General features: G+C 74.5%; 24 protein-coding genes. 8 read left to right on the forward strand and 16 right to left on the reverse strand.

Annotated elements, in window-relative coordinates:
- The first annotated feature begins 12 nt into the window (after nt 1–12).
- Nucleotides 13–2,325, forward strand: coding sequence for a 4-alpha-glucanotransferase (gene malQ, locus V1L54_RS01350; RefSeq protein ID WP_330115920.1), 2,313 nt, complete (start codon nt 13–15; stop codon nt 2,323–2,325).
- 59 nt (nt 2,326–2,384) lie between these two features.
- The gene (locus V1L54_RS01355; protein WP_330115921.1) at nt 2,385–2,678 is read left to right on the forward strand and encodes a hypothetical protein; all 294 of its coding nucleotides are present in this window, start codon (nt 2,385–2,387) and stop codon (nt 2,676–2,678) included.
- Between the two features lie 433 nt (nt 2,679–3,111).
- Here V1L54_RS01355 and V1L54_RS01360 read toward each other — a convergent pair whose 3' ends face one another.
- Together V1L54_RS01360 and V1L54_RS01365 are read right to left on the reverse strand one after the other, a co-directional pair.
- Nucleotides 3,112–3,846, reverse strand: coding sequence for an SDR family oxidoreductase (locus tag V1L54_RS01360; RefSeq protein WP_330115922.1), 735 nt, complete (start codon nt 3,844–3,846; stop codon nt 3,112–3,114).
- A gap of 207 nt (nt 3,847–4,053) precedes the next feature.
- Nucleotides 4,054–4,653 carry a TetR/AcrR family transcriptional regulator gene (locus tag V1L54_RS01365; protein WP_330115923.1) on the reverse strand — a complete coding sequence of 200 codons (600 nt, stop codon included), beginning with the start codon at nt 4,651–4,653 and terminating at the stop codon, nt 4,054–4,056.
- A 141-nt stretch (nt 4,654–4,794) separates the two neighbouring features.
- Between V1L54_RS01365 and V1L54_RS01370 the strand changes: the two genes are divergently transcribed.
- Nucleotides 4,795–5,616, forward strand: a complete 822-nt coding sequence (locus tag V1L54_RS01370) for an SDR family NAD(P)-dependent oxidoreductase (protein WP_330115924.1) — start codon at nt 4,795–4,797, stop codon at nt 5,614–5,616.
- A 366-nt stretch (nt 5,617–5,982) separates the two neighbouring features.
- On the opposite strand, the gene V1L54_RS01375 is transcribed toward V1L54_RS01370, so the two are convergent.
- The 10 genes from V1L54_RS01375 to V1L54_RS01420 all read right to left on the reverse strand — a co-directional run bounded on the left by V1L54_RS01375 (nt 5,983) and on the right by V1L54_RS01420 (nt 14,649).
- Nucleotides 5,983–6,585, reverse strand: coding sequence for a sugar O-acetyltransferase (locus tag V1L54_RS01375; protein ID WP_330115925.1), 603 nt, complete (start codon nt 6,583–6,585; stop codon nt 5,983–5,985).
- A gap of 140 nt (nt 6,586–6,725) precedes the next feature.
- Nucleotides 6,726–8,174, reverse strand: coding sequence for a hypothetical protein (locus V1L54_RS01380; RefSeq protein WP_330115926.1), 1,449 nt, complete (start codon nt 8,172–8,174; stop codon nt 6,726–6,728).
- Between the two features lie 91 nt (nt 8,175–8,265).
- Nucleotides 8,266–9,030: a TSUP family transporter gene (locus tag V1L54_RS01385; RefSeq protein ID WP_330115927.1), complete on the reverse strand. Its 765-nt coding sequence runs from the start codon at nt 9,028–9,030 to the stop codon at nt 8,266–8,268.
- 604 nt (nt 9,031–9,634) lie between these two features.
- Entirely contained in the window at nt 9,635–10,843 is a 1,209-nt protein-coding gene (locus V1L54_RS01390) for an endo-1,4-beta-xylanase (protein WP_330115928.1), read from the reverse strand.
- 287 nt (nt 10,844–11,130) lie between these two features.
- The gene (locus tag V1L54_RS01395; RefSeq protein WP_330115929.1) at nt 11,131–11,604 is read right to left on the reverse strand and encodes a hypothetical protein; all 474 of its coding nucleotides are present in this window, start codon (nt 11,602–11,604) and stop codon (nt 11,131–11,133) included.
- A 41-nt stretch (nt 11,605–11,645) separates the two neighbouring features.
- Nucleotides 11,646–12,173, reverse strand: a complete 528-nt coding sequence (locus tag V1L54_RS01400; RefSeq protein ID WP_330115930.1) for a GNAT family N-acetyltransferase — start codon at nt 12,171–12,173, stop codon at nt 11,646–11,648.
- A gap of 52 nt (nt 12,174–12,225) precedes the next feature.
- Complete coding sequence (locus tag V1L54_RS01405) at nt 12,226–12,696, reverse strand: hypothetical protein (protein ID WP_330115931.1); 471 nt, start codon at nt 12,694–12,696, stop codon at nt 12,226–12,228.
- Nucleotides 12,697–12,905: 209 nt separating this feature from the next.
- Nucleotides 12,906–13,589, reverse strand: coding sequence for a DsbA family oxidoreductase (locus V1L54_RS01410; RefSeq protein WP_330115932.1), 684 nt, complete (start codon nt 13,587–13,589; stop codon nt 12,906–12,908).
- On the reverse strand, nt 13,586–13,756 hold the full coding sequence (locus V1L54_RS01415; protein WP_330115933.1) for a hypothetical protein: 171 nt from the start codon (nt 13,754–13,756) through the stop codon (nt 13,586–13,588). Before V1L54_RS01415 ends, V1L54_RS01410 begins: the two co-directional genes overlap by 4 nt.
- Nucleotides 13,753–14,649 carry a tryptophan synthase subunit alpha gene (locus V1L54_RS01420; RefSeq protein ID WP_330115934.1) on the reverse strand — a complete coding sequence of 299 codons (897 nt, stop codon included), beginning with the start codon at nt 14,647–14,649 and terminating at the stop codon, nt 13,753–13,755. Before V1L54_RS01420 ends, V1L54_RS01415 begins: the two co-directional genes overlap by 4 nt.
- A gap of 735 nt (nt 14,650–15,384) precedes the next feature.
- Between V1L54_RS01420 and V1L54_RS01425 the strand changes: the two genes are divergently transcribed.
- From V1L54_RS01425 to V1L54_RS01445, 5 genes are all read left to right on the forward strand, one after another.
- Nucleotides 15,385–15,996 carry a helix-turn-helix transcriptional regulator gene (locus V1L54_RS01425; RefSeq protein ID WP_330115935.1) on the forward strand — a complete coding sequence of 204 codons (612 nt, stop codon included), beginning with the start codon at nt 15,385–15,387 and terminating at the stop codon, nt 15,994–15,996.
- Nucleotides 15,997–16,061: 65 nt separating this feature from the next.
- Nucleotides 16,062–16,568 carry an ImmA/IrrE family metallo-endopeptidase gene (locus tag V1L54_RS01430; protein ID WP_330115936.1) on the forward strand — a complete coding sequence of 169 codons (507 nt, stop codon included), beginning with the start codon at nt 16,062–16,064 and terminating at the stop codon, nt 16,566–16,568.
- 4 nt (nt 16,569–16,572) lie between these two features.
- Nucleotides 16,573–17,793 (forward strand): MAB_1171c family putative transporter, encoded by a 1,221-nt coding sequence (locus V1L54_RS01435; protein ID WP_330115937.1) that lies wholly within the window; start codon nt 16,573–16,575, stop codon nt 17,791–17,793.
- A gap of 74 nt (nt 17,794–17,867) precedes the next feature.
- Nucleotides 17,868–18,611 (forward strand): oxygenase MpaB family protein, encoded by a 744-nt coding sequence (locus V1L54_RS01440; RefSeq protein WP_330115938.1) that lies wholly within the window; start codon nt 17,868–17,870, stop codon nt 18,609–18,611.
- 129 nt (nt 18,612–18,740) lie between these two features.
- The gene (locus V1L54_RS01445) at nt 18,741–20,072 is read left to right on the forward strand and encodes a cation:proton antiporter (RefSeq protein WP_330115939.1); all 1,332 of its coding nucleotides are present in this window, start codon (nt 18,741–18,743) and stop codon (nt 20,070–20,072) included.
- A 6-nt stretch (nt 20,073–20,078) separates the two neighbouring features.
- Here V1L54_RS01445 and V1L54_RS01450 read toward each other — a convergent pair whose 3' ends face one another.
- The 4 genes from V1L54_RS01450 to V1L54_RS01465 form a co-directional block, all read right to left on the reverse strand.
- Nucleotides 20,079–21,848 carry a TIGR03767 family metallophosphoesterase gene (locus V1L54_RS01450; RefSeq protein WP_330115940.1) on the reverse strand — a complete coding sequence of 590 codons (1,770 nt, stop codon included), beginning with the start codon at nt 21,846–21,848 and terminating at the stop codon, nt 20,079–20,081.
- Between the two features lie 455 nt (nt 21,849–22,303).
- The gene (locus V1L54_RS01455; RefSeq protein WP_330115941.1) at nt 22,304–22,891 is read right to left on the reverse strand and encodes a TetR/AcrR family transcriptional regulator; all 588 of its coding nucleotides are present in this window, start codon (nt 22,889–22,891) and stop codon (nt 22,304–22,306) included.
- Nucleotides 22,892–23,049: 158 nt separating this feature from the next.
- Nucleotides 23,050–23,802, reverse strand: a complete 753-nt coding sequence (locus tag V1L54_RS01460) for a Clp protease N-terminal domain-containing protein (protein ID WP_330115942.1) — start codon at nt 23,800–23,802, stop codon at nt 23,050–23,052.
- Between the two features lie 87 nt (nt 23,803–23,889).
- Nucleotides 23,890–24,432 carry a DUF1203 domain-containing protein gene (locus tag V1L54_RS01465; protein ID WP_330115943.1) on the reverse strand — a complete coding sequence of 181 codons (543 nt, stop codon included), beginning with the start codon at nt 24,430–24,432 and terminating at the stop codon, nt 23,890–23,892.
- Nucleotides 24,433–24,523: the final 91 nt, after the last annotated feature.

Below are 24,523 nucleotides of genomic sequence, written 5' to 3' on the forward strand. Positions count from 1 at the left end.
AGGGAGATCCAGATGAGCCGACTGGCACGGCTCGCCGCGGCATACGGCGTCTGCACCTCCTACGACCCCGCCCCGGGCCGCACCGTCCAGGTGCCCGACGGGACGATCGTCGAAGTCCTCGCCGCCCTCGGCGTGGACGCCTCCACACCCCAGGCGCTCGACAGGGCCCTGGAACGGCACGCGGAGGAGGAGGCCACCAGGCTTCTCCCGCCCACCGTCGTCGTACGCGCCCGGCAGGCCCCCTCGTCCGCCGGTCCGGCCACCGCCTCGCCCGCCGCCGTCCGCGGCGGCCTGCCTCCGCTGCCCGAGGGCACGGCGGTGCACGCCGAGACCGAGGACGGCCGCACCCTGGAGTGCGGCCCCGCCGGGAGTGCCGGCGCCCCGGACGGCCACGGGGGCGCGGAGACCGCGGAGACCCTGCTCCCCGGCTTCCACACCCTGCGCGCCGAGGCTCCCGACGGCCGCCGGTCCCGCGCCACCCTGATCGTGGCGCCGGACCGCTTCCCGCCCCTGGCGGACCGCTCCTTCGGCCTCCTCGTCCAGCTCTACTCGCTGCTGTCCTCCCGCTCCTGGGGCATGGGCGACCTGGCCGACCTCGCCGATCTGGCGGCCTGGGCCGGGCGCGCCACCGGCGCCGGGTTCATCCAGCTCAACCCGCTGCACTCGGCGGTGCCCGCCGCCGAGGGGGAAGGCGTCGACCCCTCCCCGTACCGCCCCTCCTCACGGCGCTTCGCCGACCCGGTGCACCTGCGCGTCGAGGAGATCCCCGAGTACGCCTACCTGAGCGGCACGGCCCGCGAGCGGGCCGCGGAGCTGGCGGCCCGCGCCGCCGAACTGCGCGAGGCCACCCTCACCAAGGACGGGCGGATCGACCGCGACGCGGTGTGGTCGCTCAAGGGGCAGGCCCTGGAACTGGTCCGCACCCTCCCGCTGAGCCCCGGCCGCCGCGTCGCCTACTGCGACTTCCTCGCCCGCCAGGGCCAGCCCCTGGAGGACCACGCCACCTGGTGCGCCCTCGCGGAGATCCACGGCCCCGACTGGCGCTCCTGGCCCGGCGGTCTGTCCGACCCGCGCTCGGCCGCCACCGCCCGCGCCCGCAACGAACTGCTGGACCGGGTGGACTTCCACTGCTGGCTGGCCTGGCTCACCGACGCCCAGCTCGCCCGTGCCCAGCGCACCGCCTGCGACGCGGGCATGTCCATCGGCCTGGTGCACGACCTGGCGGTGGGCGTCCATCCCTCCGGCGCGGAGGCCTGGGCCCAGCAGGAGTTCCTCGCCGCCGGCATGTCCGTCGGCGCCCCGCCGGACGCCTTCAGCCCGCACGGCCAGGACTGGGGCCTGCCCCCGTGGCGCCCGGACGCGCTGGCGGCCTCCGGCTATGCCCCGTACCGCGCGCTGCTGTCCGGGCTGCTGCGGCACACCGGCGGGCTGCGCATCGACCATGTCATGGGCCAGTTCCGACTGTGGTGGATCCCCGAGGGGCGTCCGCCGACCGAGGGCACCTACGTCCGCTACGACGCCGAGGCGATGCTCGGTGTGCTCGCCCTGGAGGCGCACCGCGCGAACGCCGTCGTCATCGGCGAGGACCTGGGCACCGTCGAGCCGGGCGTACGCGACGAGCTGGCCGGACGCGGGGTGCTGGGCACCTCCGTGCTGTGGTTCGAGCGCGACTACGAGCACCGGCACACCCCGCCCGGCTCCGGGAGCCCCGGCGGCTCCGGCAACGATGCCCCGCCCCAGCCGCTGGACCCGCACCACTGGCGTGCCGACTGCCTGGCCACCGCCACCACCCACGACCTGCCCAGCACCGCCGCCCGGCTCAGCGGCGAGCACGTCGAACTGCGCCACCGCCTCGGCCTGCTGACCGGTTCGCTGGCCGCCGAGCAGACCCAGGACACGATGGAGACCGCCGAGTGGATCGCCCATCTGGTCCGGCTGGGCCTGCTGGACGGTGCGGGGGACGAGGAGCCGGAGATCAGGGCGGTCTACCGCTTCCTGGCCCGCACCCCCGCGAAGATGGTCGGCGTCTGGCTGCCGGACGGGGTGGGCGACCGGCGTCCGCAGAACGTCCCCGGCACCTGGGACCAGTACCCCAACTGGCGGCTGCCCATCGCCGACGGCGACGGCAGGCCGGTCACCCTGGAGGAGCTGGTCACCTCGTCCCGGCTGCACGGCCTGCTGGAGACGGTCCGCGAGGAACTGCACGGTCCGGACCCGAAGGGCCCGAGGACGGGGGTGTCGGGTTCGGGGGCGCCGGGTCCGGAGGTGCCGGGTCCGGAGGTGCCGGGTCCGCATGTGCCCCGCGGACCGCGGGAACACCCGTAGGCACCCGCGAACCCCACCCTGGACGCGTGACCGCGAAGCGGGTTCGCTAGCGTTGAAGTGTGGACATCAAGGTCAACAAGAACATCAGGAGCGCCGGCCACGCCGCGCGCGCCGGAGCCGTCGCCGCCCTCACGGCGCTGACGCTCCTGGTCGCCTCTCCCACTGCCTCCGCCCTCTACCGCGACGACGGCGACGACCCGGGCACCGGTCTGAGCGTGGCCGAGACCCTGGGCCTGTACGTGGTGACGCCCCTCGTGCTGTTCCTGGTCATCGCCGGACTGGTGATCGTGGCCGACCGCTCCTCCCGCAAGAGCGGTCAGGTGGGCGGCCGCCAGGAGCCCAACCGCGGCTGACGCCGTCACCGGGTCGCGCGGCCCGCACGGACCGCCCACCGCCTCGCGGTCGGGCCGGTCCGGCGCGCCTGCGTGCGGGGGTACGTCCGCGGGTGCGGGTGCGGTGCGTGCTGGGGTCGGGGCCGGTCCGGGGCGACCGTTCCGGACGGCATGATTTACGGCCGTGCCGTGACACGCTTCCTTGCCCGCTCATTGGCCGCAAATAACGCTTGAGTGTCCGGAACGGCCGCCCCTCCCCGTCCCCTCCCGCTCGCTGCCGTCTGCGGGACCGACGGGCGCCGCGTATCCGGCGCGCTGTGGGCGGACGGGCTCGCTGTCGTCTGCGGGTCCGATACGTATCGCGCGGTCCGGCGCGCTGCTGGGGATGGGCTCGCTGCTGTCTGCGGGACCGACGGGCGCCGCGTATCCGGCGCGCTGCGGCGTGGGACCGCTCTCAGGCGGCACCGCCGTTGACGTAGACCGTCTGGCCGTTGATCCAGCGGGCCGGGCCCGCCAGGGACGACACCACCTCGGCGATGTCCTCGGGGGTACCCAGCCGCCCCATCGGGTTCTGAGCGGCTGTCTGCTCGATCTGTTCTTCGCTCTTTCCGTCCAGGAACAGCTCGGTGGCGGTCGGGCCGGGAGCGACGGCGTTGACCGTGATGTCCTGGCCGCGCAGCTCCTTGGCCAGGATGGGGCCGATCGCCTCGACGGCCGCCTTGCTCGCCGCGTAGGCGGCGTAGGCGGGAAGGCTCAGCCTGGTCACCGTGGTGGAGAAGTTGATGATTGCCCCTCCGGGCCGGACGCGGCGGGCCGCCTCCCGGTTGACGACGAACGTGCCCCGGACGTTGGTGCGGTGGATCCGGTCCAGAACGTCCAGGTCCAGCTCAGCCAGCGGGGAGAGCCGCATGATCCCTGCCGCGTTGACGACGACGTCCACCCCGCCGTGCTGGTGTTCCGTGGTGTCGAACAGGGCCCGGACGGCCTCCTCGTCGGCGATGTCGGCCCGGACGGCGAAGGCCTCGCCGCCCTCCTTCTCGATCGCCAGGACCGCCTCCCGGGCGGCGGTGTCGTCGCCCGCGTAGGCGATGGCGACGGCCTGTCCGTCGGCGGCCAGCCGCTCGGCGACTGCGCGGCCGATGCCGCGGGACCCGCCGGTGACGACGGCGACACGCTTGTTCCCGTGCATCTGTCTCTCCTTGACTCGTGTTTCCGGTGATAACGGAATCATGTTTTCGATGATGAGTCAAGGTGATAGCGGTGTTCTGTTATCGTCGATAGCGAGAATGCTTCTGTTCTGCTGTCGTGATGAGCCGGGAGGCTGTCCGCGGCCGGATTGCCGGGTCGGGCGGGCCTTGTGTGTGGGGTGGGCGAGGTGTGTTGCCGGGTTCCGCCCTCAGTTCTGCCCGCGCACCGCCGCGACGGCCTCGTCGTACAGGGCGAGGGCGTCGGCTGTGCCGCCGCTCGCGACCCAGGCGCCGACCGCGGCGTCCATGCAGGCGAACACGGTCCCGGTCACGGCGAGGGCCCCCGCCCGCGGGACGGGTTCGCCGTCGAGTGCCATTCGCCGCTCCACCTCGGGGAGGAGCAGTTCCTGCCAGCGCAGCCGCTTCTCCGTCTGCCGGGCGCGCAGCGAGGGTGTGGTGTAGATGAGCCGGGAGATCTCCAGGGCGCGCTCGGGCGGGTGCTCGGGGGCGGTGGCGGCGATGAGCCCCGTGCGCAGCGCCTCCCATACGGACACGTCGTCCGGCTGGGCCGCCACGGTCTCCTTCAGCAGGACGCCGCGGGCGTCCTGCTCCCCGCAGACGAGGTCCTCCTTGGAGCCGAAGTAGCGGAACAGGGAGCGCTGGGAGATGCCCGCCTCCCGGGCGATCCGGGCGGTGGTCGTCGCCTCGTAGCCCTCTTCGGCGAACAGGCGCAGCGCCGTGTCCAGGATGCTCTCGATCGCCGCCTGCCGAGAGCGGTCCCACAGTGTCGGCGCCTCATTCCTGCCCATGGGCCCAGCTTAGAGGTCCGCCTTCCGTATCTCGTCGCCCGGAGACTGTCGGTCACTTGATGTCTACCTGTCATCGACTGCCACATTCGGCTATGGTGAGAGAGCGGCCGGTCCGGGCCGCCGTTCCGAGGGGAGCTCTTCATGAACGCGGTCGACTACCGGGGGCAGACCACGCTGATCACCGGAGCCAGTGCCGGTCTGGGCGTGGAGTTCGCCCGCCGGCTCGCCGAACGGGGATCGGACCTCGTGCTGGTGGCCCGCCGTGCCGACCGCCTGGAGAAGCTGGCCGCCGAGCTCACCGCCGCGCACGGCATACGGGCCACGGCCCTCCCCATGGACCTGGCCGCGGAGGGGGCGGGCCGGCGTCTGGCGGACGAGACCGCCGCCCGGGGCCTCGACGTCACGAGCCTGGTCAACAACGCGGGCTTCGGCACCCACGGCCGCTTCCACCAGATCGATCCCGGCCGGCTGAGCCGGGAGGTGGCCCTGGACGTCGGCGCCGTGGTCGACATCAGCCGTGTCTTCATCGAGCAGCTGCGTGTCCACGGGCGGGGCGTCCTGGTCAACGTGGCGAGTACGGCCGCCTACCAGTCCACCCCGAACCTGGCCGTCTACGGCGCCGCGAAGGCGTTCGTGCTGCACTTCACCGAGGCCCTGTGGCAGGAGTCCCGGGGCAGCGGCCTGCGCGTCCTCGCGCTGTCGCCCGGCGCGACCCGCACGGAGTTCTTCGACGTGGCGGGCTCGGAGGCCGCCGCGGGCGGCAGCCCGCTCCGGCCACCCGCCGACGTCGTCCGCACGGCACTGCGGACCCTGGACCGCCGGAACCCGCCGCCCAGCGTGATCGCGGGCCGGATGAACCGCACCATGATCTTCGCGAGCCGGTTCCTCGGCCGCCGCCTGGCGCTCCGGGTCGTCGACCGCATGACCACCCACTCCGAGCCGGCCGGTGCGGCGGCGCGGTAGCGCCCTGCCCGGGCCCCGTTGTCCCGGGCGGCAGGGAGGGATGGTGAGCAGCCGTCCGGCAGCGGTGTCGGCGTCCTGTGGTCACGCCCGCTCGTGGGCCTCTGCGCCTTGGGCGGAGGGAGCGACGGAAGCCCCGCCGCTCCTGGAGGGGGTGGAGGAACGGCGGGGCCGGTCCGGGGGGCAGAGCACGTTGCCCTTGACCGCCGTCACGAAGCCGGGAGATCGGTGAGGAGCGGGCCGGGGCGCTCGGCGCGGCGGCTGTGCCGGGACGCGGGCGCGTACCGTCAGGGTGCCCGCGTCCCATGGGTTCGCGGCGGAAGCGCACCGCTTCGCCCGGGTGCGGAACGCCGCCGGGCCCGGACCCGTCTACCGCTCGGCGGCGCGGGTGGCGAGGTCCTCGTCCGTGATGGGGCGGACCACCCGGCAGGGGGTGCCGAACGCCACGGTCATCGGGGGGATGCTGCGGCTGACGACGCTGCCGGCGCCGATGACCGACCCGTACCCGGTGCGGACGCCGGGCAGGACCACCGCGTTGCTGCCGATCCACACCTTGTCCTCGATCACGATCGGCTCCGAGGACCGCCCGAAGTCGGTGCGGCGCGCGGGGTGCACCGGGTGGCCCGTCGTGGTCAGCGTCACGCTGGGGGCGATCATGACGCCGTCGCCCATGCGGATCTCGACGTCGTCGACGAACGTGAGGTTCACGTTCCCGAAGAAGTCGTCGCCGATGTGGACGTTGCTGCCGAACGCGGCGTGGAACGGCGGCAGCAGCTCGGTGCGCTTACCGACCGAGCCGAGGATCGAGGTGAGCAGCGAACGGCGCTTCTCCGCCTCGCCCGGCGGGGTGTGGTTGTACTCGAAGATCTGCTCGGCGCGGCGCCGGAAGGCGAGGAAGGCGGCTTCCGACTCGGTGTAGACGAGCCCCTTGGCGATCCGGGCCAGGACTTCTTCCTCGTGCGCACGCGTCACAGCGGGACGCTCCCTCCGCTCACCCCACGGGCATGGGCTCGGCGCGCCCCGGCCTGCCGCGCGCCCCCAGAGCCTATGCGCGCCGCGCGGACCCCGGGGGGCGGTTTCCGGACGGCGGACCCGGGCCCGCTGCCCGGGGGTCAGCGGCGCGGGCGGCGGCCGGGGCCGGGGTCGGGGGTGCCGCGCAGGGAGGAGAGCACCAGGCGGCCGTAGCGGGTGGTGAGCGCGGCGGCCGTCACCGCCACCGCCAGGCCGAGGGCGGCCAGCAGGTGCGTGGGGGATTCGTCGCCGAGGACCTGGAGGATGCCCAGGGCGGTGCCCAGCGGCAGGCCGAGGATGGTCAGCACGCCGAGCGCACCGCTGATCTGCTGGCTCTCCTGGGTCTGGACGAGGCGGCTGTAGTCGGCAGCCTCGGCCAGGATCCCGGTGAAGCGCTCCGGCAGCCGGTGCTGGTTCTGGAAGGCGAGCAGCAGGCCGTTGGCGGGGCCGTGGGCGGTGAGGTGCTGGCGCCAGTAGGTGCTGCGGAAGCGCGCGATGTTCCGTTCCAGGGCGGCGACCCGGGGCGCCAGGCGCGGGGTGTCGAAGACGGCGGCCAGTTCGTCGGTCAGCTCGTCGATGTGGTCGCGCTGGAGGGAGCCGAGCAGCAGGGCGTCGAGGTAGACGGTGCGGGCGTGCAGGGCGGCGAAGGCGTGGAAGTCCTCGTCCCCGCCGGGGTCGGGGCGGTGGCCGAGGAAGGCGGCGCCGTGGCGCAGGACCAGGGCGCTCCAGTCGGCGGAGATCCGTACCGCCCGGGACAGCTCCTCGGCGGCGGTCTCCGGGGCCAGGGGGTAGTCGGAGGGCTGGGAGCGGGAGGCGAGCTGCCACAGCCAGCGGTCGGCGCCGGGCGGCACGGGGGTCTGCGGGGTGGAGCGCAGGGCCGGGGCGTGGCCGGGGCCGGGCCCGGGGGTGAGGAAGGCGACGGTGTAGGGGCGGGCGATGGCGAACGTGCCGACGGGGTCGCGCACCTCGGCGACGTCCCCCAGCAGGCGCCCGGGATCGAGGGGACCGGTGAGCGGGTCGGGGTCGGCCCCGGGGCGGTGGCCGATGGCCCGCAGCACCGGCAGCAGGGGGCGGGCGACGGTGAAGTGCAGGACGGCCAGGGCGCAGTCGGGCCCGCGCACGGTGGCGGTGCGCAGCAGCTCCAGGCCCTCCAGGAGCAGCCCGCCGTGCTCGACGGACGCCGGCCGGTGCCAGCGGCGGGGGCGGTCCGGGGTGCCGTACAGCACCCGGGCGGAGGCCGGGGCGAAGTGGACGGCGCGGGTCGCGGCGTCGGTGCGCCGCTCGCCCAGCGAGAAGGGAAGCGGGCCCGTCTCCCAGCCGCCCGCCTCCGGGCCGGGGCCGTGTTCACCGGGTTCGCGCAGCAGCCGTACCGGCAGGACCACGGCCAGCACCTGCCGCACGCCGGTGACGGCGGTCAGGGGCGGCTCGGCGGCGGCTGCCGGCGGTGTACGGCTCGCCGGTACCGTCCCGGTGCGGGTGCGTGTCCCGTCCGGCGTGTCCGCCTCCGCCGTACGCGGTGGCGGGTTCTCCGCGGTGCCGCCGTCCCTCATGCCGGTTCACCTTCTCCTGGTCCGCCGTGCGGACGTCCGTTCAGCATCGCCCGGCCGCCGCAGGCGGCGAAGGCGAAGCCGGCCGACACGGTCACGGCCGCACCCCCGTGGTCCAGAAGGCGTTGCAGGCCGCGAGCAGGACGGAGGCGGCGACGATCGCGCTGTTGACCGTGGCCAGGCTTCGGGGGGAGGTGCGGCGGGAGAGCCTGCTTCCCGTGAGGATGCCGACCAGTTGCATCGGGAGGCAGACCAGCGCCAGCAGCATCGCGCTCGCGATGCCGTCGCCCACGGCGAGGAAGGTGGCCACCCGGACCACCGCGGATATGAGCAGGACGCGGGTCACCACGATCCTGAGGTCGTGCGGGGTCAGGACGCGCTGGAGGTAGATGACGAGCGGAGGGCCGCTGATCCCGGTGACGCCGCCGGTGAAGCCGGCCAGCAGACCGACCGCCCCGCCCCGGGGGCCGGTCTTCCGGGACTGCTCCACCGGGCCCTTCAGCTGGGCCGCGACCACCGACGCCAGGCCGACGAGGATCGCGAGGACGAGCATGGCCGCGGAGGCCGGTCCCGGAACGAGGCTCAGGACCACGACGCCGACCGCGGTCCCGACCGCCATGGTGGTGCCGATCAGGAGTCCCTCCCGGCCCCGGCGGATCCGCGCGTCGGCGGCGGTGAGCGCCGCTCCGGAGGTGGCGTCCAGGACACCGGAGGCGGCCACCGCGAGCGGCTGGTTGAACAGCACCGACGCCACCGGGACGAACAGCAGCGCGGGTCCGAAGCCGGTCAGCCCCTTGAGACCGTAGGCGAAGAAGGCCAGGACGGAGATGATCACCAGATGCTCCGCGCCGAGGGTCATGGTGTCCTCTCCGGTCTCCGGCTCCCGATGAGACGCGGCGTCCCGGTGAAGAAGCGTAGCCGCCCCCGCACAGCGGGCAACCACGAACATGTTGCGCGCGGGCGCGGCGGCGCGCGGTCCATCGGCGTCCCGCGGGAGCACCGGCCCGGCGTACCGCGGTCCGGGGGGAGACGAGCAGGGGACTCCCGCCGTCACGGCCGGCAGGGCTGCCTCGGCGGGTACTTGCCCGGCGCGGGGTCGGCCGGATCGGCCTGGGTCGCGCGGCCACACCTGGCCGTCGCGGGTGACGGTCGGGCCGGACTCGTCCTGTTCCGGGCGGCCTTCGGCCTCGAAGGCGTACCAGGCGGCCTCCGCCCGGTCCCACAGGACGGCCGGGCCGGTACTGCCGGACCTCGAACGGGCCGCCGTCGTCCCCGGCGCCGTGTGCGGCGGCCCGGTGGGTCCGCCACCGGCGGCCGGCCGGGGCGATCGGCTGTGAGCCGCCCGTGAGGCCGTACGGGCCGGACCCGCCACCGCGGGTGGTGCGGCGGTGGCGGGCCCGGCGGGGGACCGGAGCCCGGGAGCTCGGGTCACCCGCCGCGGGAGCCGCGGCGGGCGGGCGGGCTCAGTGGCGCCGCCAGTCCTTCTTCCACTCCTTCTTCCAGTCCTTCCAGGCCTTCTCCCACGCCTCCTTCCAGGCGGTCCTCTTGGCCTCCTTCAGGGTGGACTGGAGGGCGTAGTAGGCGGGCTTGCGCTCGAAGTCCTCGGTCATGATCGTGGCCGAGCCCTCGCCCTCGAAGAACACCGGGACCCAGGAGTACTTGTCGGTGAAGCCCCAGATGGTGAAGGAGTTGCAGTCCTCGACGGCGAGGCAGGCGGCCAGCGTCCGCTGGTACCAGTCGGCCTGCTGCTCGAGCTGCGCCTCGGTGGGCACGCCGCTCTCCGGCAGGTCCATGCGCACGTCCAGCTCGGTGACCGCGGTCTCCAGGCCGAGCTCGTCGAACCGCTCCAGGTTCTGCTGGAGGTCGCCCGGGAAGCCGTAGCGCATGCTCAGGTGCGCCTGCACGGAGAAGCCGTGCACGGGCACGCCCTGCTCCATCAGCTCCTGGGAGAGCGCGTAGTAGGCGTCGCTCTTGGCGTTGTCGCTCTCCACGCCGTAGTCGTTGAAGAACAGCTTGGCCTTCGGGTCGGCCTCGTGGGCCCAGCGGAAGGCGTCGGCGATGATCTCCGGGCCGAGCTCACGGAGCCAGATGTTGTCCTGGGTACGGAGGTTGCCCTGCTCGTCGAAGATCTCGTTGGCCACGTCCCACTGCTGGATCTTGCCTTTGTAGCGGCCGACGACAGTGGTGATGTGGTCGTGCAGGATCTCGCGCAGCTCCTCCTTGGAGAAGTCGCCCTGCTCCAGCCACTCGGGGTTCTGGCTGTGCCACAGGAGCGTGTGTCCGCGCACGACCTGGCGGTGGCGCTGGGCGAACTCGACGATGGCGTCGGCCGCCTCGAAGTTGTAGCGGTCCCGCTCGGGGTGGATGAACTCCCACTTCATCTGGTTCTCGGGGGAGACCGAGTTGAACTGCTGCGCCAGGAGCTTCCGGTACGGCCTGTCGTGGGTGAACGGGTCCGGGTAGTCCTGCTCGAGGTGGTGGCCGCCGCCGGCCACCGCGGTACCCACGTAGAACCCAGGGGGGGCGGCCCAGCGCAGGCGCTCGAACTTGGCGTTGGAGTGGCGCGGAGCCTTGTTGTCGGCGGACGGGGCGGCCGTGGCCGAGGTCACCGTCAGCGGCAGCGCCAGGGCGGCCGTGGCGACGACCGCAGTGGCGAGACGGATGGTTCTCATTTGGAGGGCTCCCTTTTCGGTCGGCCTTCTCAAAGTTTCCGGAAAGTTTCCGGACGTATGGCTCACGGACGTTAAGCGCTCGTTAACAGGGGCGTCAATACCCGGGAACGGTGGAATCGTTCCCCATGCTCGACACGTTTCCCCGGGGCTGGCGGAACGGAAGCGGGGCGGCGGGTGAACTCCGGCCGGGAGCCCGGCGTTTGCCGCCGGAGCAGCCGAAGCGGAACGTCCGCGGCCGTGTGCTCGTGACGGGTGGGAGGTGCCGCGGAACGGCGCGTGCCGGTGCGTCAGGCGAGCGACTCGCCCCAGTGGACGGCCTCCTCGGCGAGCAGCAGGACCGAGCCGTCCGCCGCGTGCCACTCGGAGATGTTGCCGATGTGCCGCTTGTTGTTCCGGACGCGCGGCGGGCCGGACCTCACCAGCGCGGCCACCTCCTCCGGGTCCAGCCAGCGGAACCCGCAGCCGCCGCCGCAGCCGCACGGATCCCAGACGACCAGCGCCCCGGACGCGGCGGCCGACAGGGCGCGGGAGGCGGAGACCGTCTCGCGGACCTGCTCGTGGACGCGCCCTTGCGGGTCCACCAGCGTCCCGTCGCGCCTGAGGCCGGGCCCGGGACCGGCGGACACCGCCTCGTCCCGGCGGGCGGGCGCGTCCTCGCCCTCCCGTGCCACGGCCTTCACCAGGTCCGCGAAGGTCTGCCGCCGCTGTCGCCGCCGTCCGCCCATGGGCGAAGTCTTCCGGTCGCCGGTGTGCGTCCGCATCCGGATAACATCCGGGCGAACGGGGAGGGCGGGTGCCGGGGTCAGTCCGGCGTGCTGGCCCGGGAGCGCGCGAAGTCCGGCAGCCGGAGCCAGATGTAGTCGACCGGCTGGCCCGCGTTCCAGGTCTGCGCGGCCGCCGCGTCGACGGGGGCGAAACCGGCGTTCAGATAGCACCGCAGGGCGGCGGGGTTGTCCGGGTGGACGCGGAGGAAGACCTCGGAACGCCCGGCGGACAGCGCCTCGGCCGCCAGCCCCCGGACCAGGGCGCGTCCGAGTCCCCGGCCGCGGGCGGCGGGGGCGACGATGATCCGGGCGAGTTCGGCCTCGTCCTCGCCGTTCTCGCCGTCCGTCCCGTTCCCGTCGTCGATCCACAGCTCGCCGTACCCGACCGCTGCCCCGTCCGCGACGAGGAGCCGGGAGTGGACCCAGTCCTGCTCCTGCCACTCGGCGATCCGCCGCGCGGGCACGGGGAACTCGCGCTCGCCGCACCACAGCACGGCCTCCTCGGCGGAGCGCGCCCAACTCGCCACGAGGGGCGCGTACTCGGGGGCGAACGGCAGGAGGTCCATGGGCGTCGCTCCGGTCTCCGGTCGGTGGTGGGGGCGTGGTCGTGCGGGGGCGTCAGGGCCCGGTGGTCCTCTCGCTCCCGTCCCGGTCCTCCTCGGTGTCCTCCTCGGTGCCGCGGCCGGTCCCCGCCGGGTCGCGGAGGACGTGCTCGTCCAGGATCTCGACGGCCCTGTCGCCCTCGGTGAGCACCCTGACCCTGATGTCGCCGTCCATGAGGGACGCCCGGAACTGCTCCATCGTGCACCTGGTCGGTCTCTCGGCCCCGGGCTCGCCGCAGAGGCGGCCCATGCCCCAGATCGCGGTCTCCTCGGTGAGGGTGACGACCCGTTCGCCGACCCGGATCTGGCCGGGCGCGACGTAGTACAGGTCGCCCACGACGGCTTCCGGCTCCCCGGCCGAGAGCGTGGCGGGCTCCGCCTCCCGCTCGGTCCGCAGGCCGGTGCCGTCGGCGCAGGCCGTCAGGGTCAGTATGCCGGAGGCGAGGAGGCAGACGGTGGCGGGGCCGCGAATGGAAGAGATCGGCATGAGGTGGCTCTCCCGGGGGTTCTCGGAACGGGACTGTGCTGCGGTCGTCGCGACCGGCTCTTGTCCGGGGGAACGGGGGCTTCCGGGAACGGGTTCGGTGGCCGGGGGGCTTGTTGCGCGCTGATGACATTCGGCAGGACGCCGTGACGCGCCGGTCCGTACCGGCCGGGGCCCGGCACCGGGCCCCGGCCGGTACGGCAGCCGGGTTGTCAGGAGGCCGACGGCGTACGGGCGTGCTCGTGGGCCCTGCGCAGCGCCGTCAGGAACGTCTCGGCGGGCTGGGCGCCGGAGACGGCGAAGGCGCGGTTGAAGGCGAAGAACGGCACCCCGGTGACGCCCAGCGTCCGGGCCTCGCGGATGTCGGCCTCGACCTCCCGGGCGTACGCGTCGCCGGTCACCACCCGGCGCGCCTCCGCCTCGTCCAGCCCGATCTCGGTGCCCAGCCGGACGAGGGTGTCCGGGTCGTCGAGGGTCCGCGCCTCGACGAGCTGGGCGCGCAGCAGCCGTTCGTGGGCCCGGCCGCCCAGGCCGTGCTCCTTCGCCAGGTGGGTCAGCCGGTGGGCGTCGACGGTGTTGACCATGACCGTGCGTTCCAGGGCGTAGTCCAGTCCCTCCCGCGCGGCGAGCTCGGTGACCCGCTCGTTCATGGCGCGCACCTGCTCGGGGGAGGCGCCGGTCTTCTTCGCCAGCATCTCGGGCACCGGCTGCCGTACGCCCCTGGGGAAGGACGGGTCGAGCTGGAAGCTGCGCCAGACGACCGCCACCTCGTCGGCGTGCCCGAAGTCCGCCAGGGCGCGCTCCAGACGCCGTTTGCCGATGTAGCACCAGGGGCAGACGACGTCCGACCAGACCTCGATCCGTACCGTGCCGGTCTTCTCCTCCGCCTCGCTCACAGCGCGCACACCCCGCCCGCGCAGCCGGCGGCACCGCCGTCGCCGCCGGAACCGAGGACGACCATGCCGAAGGCCGTCTCCTCCGGCGCCGCCGCGTCCGCGCCCGGATCGGGGCCGGGCCCCGGCTCCGGCTGAACCGCTTCCCCGGTCGGCAGGGACACGCTCATCGGCAACCTCGCTCACTCGTCGGCCGGTCTCGTGGCGCGTGGCGCGCCAGCCACCGGTCGCAACCGTTCGCCTCCCGGCGGCATTCCCGCCGCCGGCCGCCGGGGACGGCCCGCAGGGCGGCGGCGTAGCGGGCGGCGCGGTGGTCGAGCTCGCTGATGGCGGCGGCCCGCTCCGGGGCGTCCTTGAGGACCTGGACGAAGGCCGAGCCGACGGCCACCCCGTCCACCCCGGGTGCCGCCGCCGCGGCCAGTTCGGGGCTGGTGATGCCGATGCCGGTGCACACGGGGGCGGTGGTCAGCCGTCTGGCCTGCCCGGTGCGGTGGCGCAGGTCGGTCAGATCGAGCACTCCGGCGGCGCCCGCCGGATCGGTGTTGGCCGGGAGATGGACCCACCCGGTGGAGGTGACGGCCGCGTCCGGGAACCGGTCGTGGTCGGCGAGGAAGGTGGTGGCGAGCCGGTGCCGTACGGCGGCGGCCAGCCAGCGGCCCGCCTCGGGACCGGCCGGGTGCAGATCGGGCAGCACCACGCCCGCCGCGCCCGCCGAGGCCACGGCGGCGGCCAGCGCCCCGGGACCGGACCGGAGCAGCAGCTCCCGCCCGGCCGTCAGCACCACCGGGACGCCGGCGGTCGCCGACACCTCCCGGAGGATCTCCAGCACGGCGGCCGGTGTGACCGGCGGCGCGGCCGGGCCCGGCGTAACCGGGTCGCCGAGGGGGGTGCCGATCACGAGGACGTCGGCGTGCCAGCTCAGGGTGCGCAGCGCGGTGACACTGTCCTCGGCGGTGGGGCAGCCGGCGGGGAGACAGCCGACCAGCGCGGCCCGTCCGGCCGCTCCGGCGCGGCGGAACGCCGCGGTCAGCCGGTCCCTGGGGGCAGTGGTGGGGATGGGCATGGGCGGTTCCTCGGAGTCCTCGGGGATCGGGCACGGACGCCGGGGCCGGGCGGGCGGCGTCCGGCTCGCCGGTGTGCGCCTGGTGCGTACGGACGCGTGGGGTCCGCGGGGAAGGGCCGCCGTTCCCGGAGGCGGTCTGCCCGGGGCACGGTGGCGCCGTGGCGGTGGGCGCGCGGACCGGCGGGTGGCGCCCAGTCGGCGCGGCACGGCCGTCACCGGGCCGCTGCCGGGCGGCCGTGGGGCACCCGGCCGTACGGCGGGTGCCGGATCCGGGTGCCGGTGGGCCCGAGTGCCGTGGTGCTCGCCCTCCCGATCCTTGCCCCGGTCGTCCGGACGGGCCGTGACGACGGGATGCGACGACGGCACGCGACGGCACGCGGCAGAGGATGTCCCGCCTGGCGCCGGCGCATGCGTGGCCGCGCGGAAGGAGACAGCGGGAGGGACTGGAAGGGGAGAGGTGGAACAGGTGAAGATGGTGCGGTCGGCCGACCGACTTTCCCCCGTGGATCCCCCGTGGATCCCCCGTGCGGGCCCTGCGGCACGATCCTGACGCATGAAAGCCGGACGGTCAAGAATTCTTGACCACCCCGCTCTCGTCCGCCAGGATCGGCGGCGGCACACTACTGGTGAGGAACATTCATGCCGTGCCCGCCGCGGCTCCCCTCCCGCGACGGACCGAACGGGCCGGGGCGGCGGGGCGCGGGGACCGGGCACGATCGGGAAGGGACTTGCCGCATGGCGGACGCGCCCGGCGCTTCGGAGCTGTCGCAGCGTGTGGCGGCGCGGCTCGGCCTCCTGTTCGCCGCCGTCCAGCCGGCCCACCTCCAGCGCCCCTGGACCAGTGCCGAGGTCGCCGACCGCTGCGGGGTGGACGCCGAGTACGTCCGGGCGCTGCGCGAGGGCACCCTGCCGGACGACGAGGTGGATCCCGAGATCGACAAGGACCGGCTCTTCGGCCGCCGCCTGGAATGCCTCCTGCGCACCCGGCTCTCCCCCGTGACGGGCAAGCCCTACACCCAGGCCGAGGTGGCCAGGGGGATCGGCACCAACCGGCAGCACATCGCCAACCTCCGCAAGGGGGCGAACAACCCGTCCATCGTGCTCGCCCAGCAGCTCGCCGAGTTCTTCGGGGTGAACGTCGGCTACTTCAGTGCCTCACCGCTGAGCGCCGTGGCGGCCTGCTTCGGTCTCACGAAGGAGTTCCTTGTCCAGGAAGATGACGATCCCTATGTCGTCAAAGCGACGGAGAATCTGCGCCTGCTCAGGGCCATGGCCGACAAGCGGGTCAGCCGGGTGGTCGGCCGGCTCGTCGACAGATACGAGGCCGCTTCCGGGGACAGCGCGTGACGGGGACGGACATCCGCCCCCACCGGCCTGTCCTGTGCGAGTGGCACATCCCGGAAGGCGGTGACATGGGCGCCTTCTCGTTATGGTGGATGCGCCGGCGCTGGGCCCGCCGGGTCCGCGGAGAACTCGGCCTGCCCCCCGACCCCTCGCTCCAGGACGCGATCCAGGCCGTCTCGGCCCGCCGCGGCCGCCCCATCAGACTGATCGTCGAACCCCTGCAACTGCGGGTCTCCGGCTACTGCGCCCAGTCCGAGGACACCGACTACATCTACGTCGACGCCCACGCCAGCCCGCTCCTCCAGCACCAGGTCGTCTGCCACGAGCTCATGCACCTGCACCTGGGCCACGAACCGGCCGACCACCGGAAGATCGACGACGAGGTGTCCAGAGCCCTGTTCGGCGTCATGGACCCGGACATCGTGCGCCTGGTCCTGGGCCGTGACGAGTACGACGAGGACGCCGAGCTGGAGGCCGAGATCATGGGCACCGTCCTCCTCCAGTGCCTGGACATGTCCCCACAGCGCAACAAGGCCCTGACCGCGTCCTTCGAGATCGGGGGCACCGGTGTCTGAGGCGGTGTCCGAGGACGTGTACAACGCCGCCTACCTCACGGTGAGCGGCTTCGCCTACCTGATCTTCCTGCTGCGGCTCGTGCGGTCGCGGGGCGGGGCCGCGGCGCCCGTCGCCACCGTCTCCACCGTGAGCCTGCTGGCCGGCGCCACCGCCTTCCTCTTCGGCTCCCCCCTCGTCTACCGCGCGGTGGGGGAGGCCACCGGGGTCCCCAACCTCGCCACCCTCTTCGTCTACGGGTTCGTCACCCTCTACGGCGGACTGGCCCAGGGCATGGCCCTGAGGTGGGCGCCCGTGGAACGCCCGGACGGCGGCGGCACCCGGTCCGCGGCCCGCCGCCACATCGCGGCGTACCTCGCCCTGATCGCGGTCCTCGCCGCGCTGTTCGCCTGGGGCGCCCCGGCGGGACCGGCGGTGCCCCTCACCTTCGACGTCGAGTACGCCGACCAGCCGGTGATCTTCGCCTTCCTCATGCTCTACCAGGCCGGCTGGTTCTACGCGTGCCTGCACATCGCCGCGATCTGCCGGCGGCACCTGCGCCGCGTCCGGCCGGACGAGCGCACCCTGCGCCGCAGCCTGCGGCTGGTCCTGGCCGGGGTGCTCACCTGCAGCACCTACGGCGTGTGCAAGACGATCGCGATCACCGGGATCGTGCTGGACGCCTACCGGGTGGACGTGCTCAGCAACGTCGTCGGCCCGGCGACGTCCGCCCTCGGCGCCGCCCTGATCTCCCTGGGCTTCCTCTACCCGCTCGTCCGCAAGTGGCACTCGGCCCGCCGGGACTACCTGCACCTGGCCCCGCTGTGGAACGCGGCGATGCAGGAGCGGACACCGAGCCGCTCCCTGGTGCCGGTGGACCTGGTCTTCGGGCGCCTGGCGCTGAGCGGCGTCGACTACCTGCTGGCCCGGCGCATCATCGAGATAACCGACGCGCAGCGGGCGCTCCAGCCCTACGCCGTCCCCGGGCCCGCCCGGGAGGTCACCGGCAGCGCGGAACGGCACCGGCTGGCCGGCGACGACCTCAGGGCCGCGCAGGACGCCGCCACCTTCCTCGGCGCGCTCCGGCGGGTCAGGGCGGGGCAGGCCCCCGGCCCCCGGCCCGTCCCGGAGGGTCCGGGCCGGCTGGCGACGGACCTCGACGCCCGGGCGGAACGCGCGCACCTGGTGCGCATCGCCCGGCACCTGCGGCACCCGGCGGTCCTGGAGGCCGTCCGGCGGGCGCGCTGAGCGCCGGCCGGCCCCGGTCGCCCCGGACCACCTCCGCCGAATCCCCACCGACCCCGACCGAAGCGCAGACCACCGTGTCCGAACCGATCGCCGCCGACCCCCGGCCGCAGCCGGGCGGCGAACACACCTGGGCCGCCTACCGGGCCCTGGCCCGCACCTGCCCGAAGACCCTGAAGACCGGCCTCAACCTGGCGTTCTACCGCTGCTTCGCCGTCCCCGGGATCGCCCGGGTGCTGGCCGGCAGCGGCGGGATCACCCGGCGGCCGACCGCCCGGGCCAAGGCCACCGGCGCGCACCTCTTCCGCCTGCTGGAGGAGGGCTTCGGCACCGCGGCGGCGCGGGAGACCGTACGGCACCTGCGCGCCGTCCACCGCGGCCTGCCGGCGGACGACGGGGCGTACGCGTACGTCCTCGGCCTGTTCTGCGTCCACCCCCTGCGCTTCATGGCCCGGTACGGTCCCCGGCCCGCCACCGCCGCCGAACGGGACGCGGCGTACGCGTTCTACGCCGAACTCGGCCGCCGCATGGGGCTGACCGGCCTGCCCCCGGACTTCGGAGCGCTCGCCGCCTTCACCGACGCCTACGAGGCGCGCCGCCTGCGCCCCACGCCCGAGGGACGCGCCCTGTGGCGCGCGGCGCGGCAGGTGTTCGCGGAGCGGCTGCCCGCGCCGGTCGCCCCGCTGGGGCCGGTGCTCGCCGAGTGCCTGCTGGACGAGGCGGTACGGGCCGCCCTGGGCGTCGGCCGCCGCCCCCGGCCGCTGCGGGCCGCCGCGGGCGGCGCGCTCCGCCGGTACCTCGCCCGTGCGGAGAACCCGTGACGGTCCGCGTCCCGGCGCGCCTCCGGCGGCCGCCGTGCCGTACCTCACCCCCATGACCTGCCCGTTCGCGGGTACCAGGGCGCTGCGGCGCCGGACGGCGGCGCGGGGACGGGAAGGCGGAACCGTACGGTGACGATCGGCGACGGCGTGTACACATGGCTGGGGGCCGGGGCGCTGCTCGCGGCGGTGCTGCCCCGGCTGGTGGCCGGCCGGCGGCCGCTGTCGCTGCCCCTGGTGTTCCTGCTGTGCGGCATCGGCGTGTACCTCCTGCCCCTGCCGCTGCCCGCCGTCGATCCGGTGGACGACCGGCTGCTCGTCGAGCACGTCACCGAGATCTGCGTGATCATCTCGCTGATGGGAGCCGGGCTGGCCCTCGACCGGCCCGTCGGCCTGCGCCGCTGGGCCACCACCTGGCGGCTGCTGGGCATCACGATGCCGCTGACCGTGGTGGCCACCGCCGGTGTGGCGTGGTGGCTGCTGGACTGGCCGCCGGCCGCCGCGCTGCTGCTGGCCGCGGTGCTGGCCCCCACCGATCCGGTGCTCGCCTCGGAGGTGCAGGTGGGCGAGCCGACCGGGGAGGAGCACGGCGAGGACGAGGTGCGGTTCGCCCTGACCAGCGAGGCGGGCCTGAACGACGGGCTCGCCTTCCCCCTGACCTACGCCGCCGTCGCGCTGGCCGTCGCCGCGGGCAGCGGCTGGTCGGCCGACTGGGTCGGTTCGTGGGTGCTGGAGGACGTGCTCTACAAGTGCGTGGTCGGGGTGCTCGGCGGGCTGCTGGTCGGCCGGCTGCTGGGCTGGCTGTTCTTCCGGGCCCCCTCGCGGCTGCTGCGGCTGTCCCGGCACCGGGAGGGCTTCGTCGCGCTGGGCGCCACCTTCCTGTCGTACGGCCTGACCGAACTGGCCGGCGGCTACGGCTTCCTCGCCGTGTTCACCACCGCCTGCGCCATCCGGGCCGCCGAGCGCGCCCACGGCTACCACAACGTCCTGCACGACTTCGTGGAGCAGGTCGAGCGCCTGCTCACCGCGGGGCTGCTGTTCCTGCTGGGCGCCTTCGTGGCGCTGGGCGGTCTGGCCCCTCTGACGTGGTGGGGCGCCGCCGTGGCGCTGCTGGTGCTGCTGGTGGTCCGCCCGGCGGCGGGCTGGGCCGGACTGCTGGGCGCCTCCCCGGGGCGCCGGGAGCGCGGGGTGGTCGCCGCCTACGGCATCCGGGGGATCGGCTCGCTGTATTACCTGGCCTACGGGCTGGGGGAGACGGACTTCCCGGTGCCGGAGCGGGAGCTGTGGGCGGTGGTGACGTTCACCGTGCTGGCCTCGGTCGTGCTGCACGGTGTCACGGCCGGGCCGGTGATCGCCCGGCTCGACCGGGCGCGCGGCCGGGGGAGCGGGGCGGACGGAGCGGACGGGACGGAGGAGACAGACGAGGCGGGGGAGACGGACGAGAAGGCCGGCTCCGGCCGGTGACCCCGGTCACCGGCCGGCGTGCCGGTGCCGCCGCCGAAGCAGCAGCTCGGTGTTGCGGTCGCCCGGCTCCCCGGCCAGGATGTCGAGGCGGCCGGGGGCGTTGAAGGCCAGCTCCCGGTAGCGGGAGGCCAGCGCGGCGGGGGAGAGGTCGCCGGGCTCGGCGGCGTACGGGGCGGCCGACTCCACGCAGGTGGTGAACAGCGACAGCGTCCCGTCCCCGTTGTCCGCCAGCTCGACGACGCGGGCGAGCTGCGGATGGTCCACGTGCGAGGCGGTGGTGATCTCCCAGAAGTGCCCGCGCGGCCTGATCCGGTTGCGGTGGCTGTGCCCGTTGAGCCAGGCCACCACGTTCGGGTGCCGCTCCAGTACGGCCAGCAGCGCGTCGCCGCCCACCGGCGTGGAGGTGCTGGGGTGGTGGCTGAAGACCAGCACGTGGTCGTCGCGGTGGCGGGTCAGCTCGCGGTCCAGCCAGCGCAGCTGCGGGGCGGCGAGGTGGCCCCGGTGGTCGCCGTCCGGGTTGGTGGTGTCCAGACTGATCCCCACGACGTTTCCCGCCGCGCTTCCCGAGGCGTTCCCCGGGGCGCGGAACGAGTAGTACAGCCGCCCCTCGGCCACGGACTCGGCGGTGTAGCCGTGCCCGGCGGGCCCCGGGCCGGTGTACGCCGGGTCCAGGTGCGCCTCGGCGTACTGGCGGTTGGTCAGGGGGACGCGGGCCGGGTCGGGGGTGACGGTGCGCATCCGGCGGGCGTGCCCGCGCAGCAGCCGCCGCAGGGCCGAGCCCCGGGTGTCGGTCCCGGCGCTGATCGACGCGCGCATCGCGGCGGCCTCGGCCGCCGGCAGCTCGTACAGCTTGCGGTCGCCCACGGCCAGTTCGGCGAAGTACGGGTCCACCGCGTAGTGGCCGCCGACGAGGTTGTCGTGGTTGCCGACGGTGGAGTACCAGGGGATGCCCAGCCCGGGGCTGGTCAGCCGCCCGGTGGCGGCGTCGAGGAAGCCGGGCAGGTGCGGCAGGCCGTGCCGCCGGTCGATGCCGTCCAGCGGCTTCTCCGGCTGCCAGTACAGCGGCAGCCCGGAGTCCTGCACGCCCTCGTAGCCGCCCGGGTCACCGGTGTTGGGGGTGATGCGGCCGCCGCTCATCGCGGTGAGGAACCACTCCACCTCGGCGCGGCAGTTGTTGTCCGTGTTGTCGCCGGTGGTCATCGCGAAGTCCAGGGGCGCGCCGGTGGCCGGGCCGCCGCGCAGCGCGTTGATCCGCTCGACCATCGACACCAGGCCGTGGACGGTGAGCGCCTCCTGCGGACGCCAGGCGCGGGGCTCGGTGGCGCGCAGGTACTCGAAGCGCACCGGATGCTGCACGTCGATGAGGTGGGCGTCGGTGAGGTGGACGAAGGAGAGCAGGACCGTGCGCTTCTCCTCGCGCCGCCGCCCGGCGGGGGCCAGCTCCTCCCGCACCACGCGGGGCCAGCCGGGTCCCGCGCCCAGCCGCCGGTAGCCGGTGGTGCCGCGCGGCGCGGCGACGCTCTCCAGCGTGGTCCCGGCGGGGGAGGGCCCGGCCGGTGCGGGCGCGGTGGGTGCGGCGGCGGAGGGTGTGCTCGGGGCGGCCGGGGTGGCGGCACCGGCCGGTTCACCGTCCGCGTGGAGGACGGCGCCCAGCCCGGTGGTGGCCCCGGCCGCCCCGGCGACCCCGGCGGCGGTGAGCAGCGTGCGGCGGGCGAGCGTACGGCGGCCGGTGGCGGCGGGGTCGGAGGCGGTGGGTTCAGGACGGCTGCTGGGCATGGACGTCTCCCCGGATGCGGACGCGGAACGGGGTGTTCCCCCGCCCACGGGGATCGTCGGCACCGCCGGTGACCCGCGTTCCAACGCCACGGGAACGCCCGGCACCGATCGCGCCGCATGGATCACCGCACCCCGGGACCGTCACCTGCCGCTCACCGCACGTTCGCCCGGCCGCCGCGGAACACGGACGTGCGGTTCCACCGCTCGCCAGAGCGGCGGGACCGCGCGGTGCGCCTGTCCGTTCGTCCGGCTGCCGGAGCCGCGCCTCCCCGGCCGCCGCGGCGAAGGCGGTCCGGCTCGCGACGGGGACGACCAGCGCGGGGCATGCTGGACGCCCATGGTGTCGTGCAGCCCTTCGCCGCTGATCCGGCCGGCGTCGGGGACGCGTCCACGGGCAGCGCGACTCGACGGTGGCGCCCCGGGTGATGTCGAAGAGGGTGAGCGGGAAGTCCCCGTTATGCGCGCTGGCCCTCGCCGGCGATCATGCCGACGAGCGTGTCGATGAGCTCTTCGGCGGAGACCTCGCCCCATTTCTCGTCGGGCAACTGGCCGCTCACCTCCATGCCGGCGATTCCGTTCGCGGTGCTGATGAGCAGGGCGCCGTACCGACGGGCATCCCGCTCGCCGACCAGGTCGGCGACGATCGCGAGAAACTCGGTCTGACTGCGCTCGGCCGCGCGGGCCAGTGCCGTGGGGTCACCGGGCGGATTGCTGAACATCAGCTTGTGGAGGTGCGGCTGGGAGCGGCTGATGCCGATGAGCGTGATGATCCCGCCGCGCAGTTTCTCGGCGGCCGACAAGCCGGGATTCGCGCGCAGGGCCTGCAGCTGGTCCCCGAGCCGGTCCCACGCCCGCGTGCCGACCGCGATCAGCAGGCTCTCCTTGTCGGGGAAGTGGCGGTAGGGCGCTCCACGGCTCACTCCGGCCTGCGCTCCGACCGCGCGCAGGGTCACCGCTTCGAGGCCGCCGCGGTCGAGCAGGCCGGCTGCGGCGTCGAGCAGGGCGCGGCGGGTGGCGGCGGCGGATTCGGCGCGGCTGGGCATGCCGGAGATCCTAGCGCCGCCGTGACGACAGAGCCCCCGAGTGGGTTGACAAAGTCATCCGAGTGTGGCAGGGCCACGTCGATGACAAGGGCATCTGAAAGTCGGGAACCCGTGGTCGTGACCGGGGCGTCGACCGGGATGGGCGCCGGTCCGCACGGTCACCCCCGTCCGAGGTCGGCGCGGATGACGGCCAGCGCCTCGGCGACGTACGCCTCGGCGGCCTCCTTCGTGAGGCCCAGGCCGCTGAGCGGCCCCTGCCCGTCCTCCTGCTCCAGCAGGGCGAGCAGCAGGTGTTCGGTGCCGATGTAGTTGTGGCCCAGGCGCAGCGCCTCGCGGAAGGTGAGTTCCAGGGCCTTCTTGCTCCCGGTGTCGAACGGGATGAGGTCGGTCTTCCCCGCCTCGTCCGAGGCGGGCGGCAGGGCGTCGGTGAGGGCCTGCCGGACGGCCTCCAGCGTCACGCCCTGCGCGGTGATCGCCTTCGCGGCGAGCCCCTCCGGCTCGCTCAGCAGGCCCAGGGCCAGGTGCGGCGGGGTGATCTCGGGGTGGCCCGCCGCGGTGGCCTCGTTCTGGGCCGCCACCACCGTGTTCCTGGCGCGCGGGGTGAAGCGGCCGAAGCCCTGGGCGGGGTCGAGGTCCGAGGTGCCGGGGGTCTTGGGGACGAAGCGCTTCTGGGCGGCCTGCTTGGTGATGCCCATGCTCCGCCCGATGTCGGTCCAGGAGGCGCCCGAGCGCCGGGCCTGGTCCACGAAGTGGCCGATCAGGTGGTCGGCCACCTCGCCGAGGTGCTCGGCGGTGAGGACGGCGGTGGAGAGCTGGTCCAGGACGTCCTCGTGGGTCTTCTTGATGCCGTGGATCAGGTCGTCGAGGCGGATGGACGCGGTCAGGGGTGCGGGGTTTCCGGGATTCGTCATGCGTCAACCGTAGGTTGACGACAGGCTGCCGTCAACCCCGAGTTGACGACGCTCCGGCCGGCGGGCCGCCACGGACCGCCGTGCCCCTCAGGACCCGCGCACCTCGTAGAGGAAGCAGCCGTACTCCACCGCCCGGACGTGGACCAGTACCACCCGCGGGTCGGTGAACGACTCCTCCAGCGCGGAGTCGAGAACGTCGCCGGGGACCGGCGGCGGCGCGTCCGGCAGTTCGACGAGCCGTCCGCCGACGATGTGTCCGCGGGCGTCGTAGCGGCGCAGGACACGCCGCAGCCCCGGCTCCGCGAACGGGTGACGGCCCACCTCGTCCGGGTCCGGCCCACCGCACGCCGAGGCGTGGACGAACACCGGCCCCTGCTCGTCGTACGCCCCCGGGGCGGCGCCCGTCCGGGCCGCCCACCGCCGCAGCGGTGCGTACGCCACCAGGGCGATCCGCTCGCCGCGCAGGGACGGCCGCAGGCAGCAGCGCAGCGGGGCGCCGCCCTCCTCGTCGGTGAACGGGAGGGCCGGACGCCCGGCGTCGTCACCTGCGCGCAGTGTCTCCAGCACGTCCGGAGCGATGGGAAGGGGGCGCCTGCGTGCGGCGCGGGGAGGGGAACCGCTCGTCGTCATGCGTCCACTGTGGCCGTCGTCCATCCCGGTCACCGGCGGAAAAAGGCCACCGTGCCCGCGAGGGTCGGCGTGCGAGGATGGCCGGACACAC

This window comes from Streptomyces rubellus (genome assembly GCF_036323805.1).
Classification (GTDB): domain Bacteria; phylum Actinomycetota; class Actinomycetes; order Streptomycetales; family Streptomycetaceae; genus Streptomyces.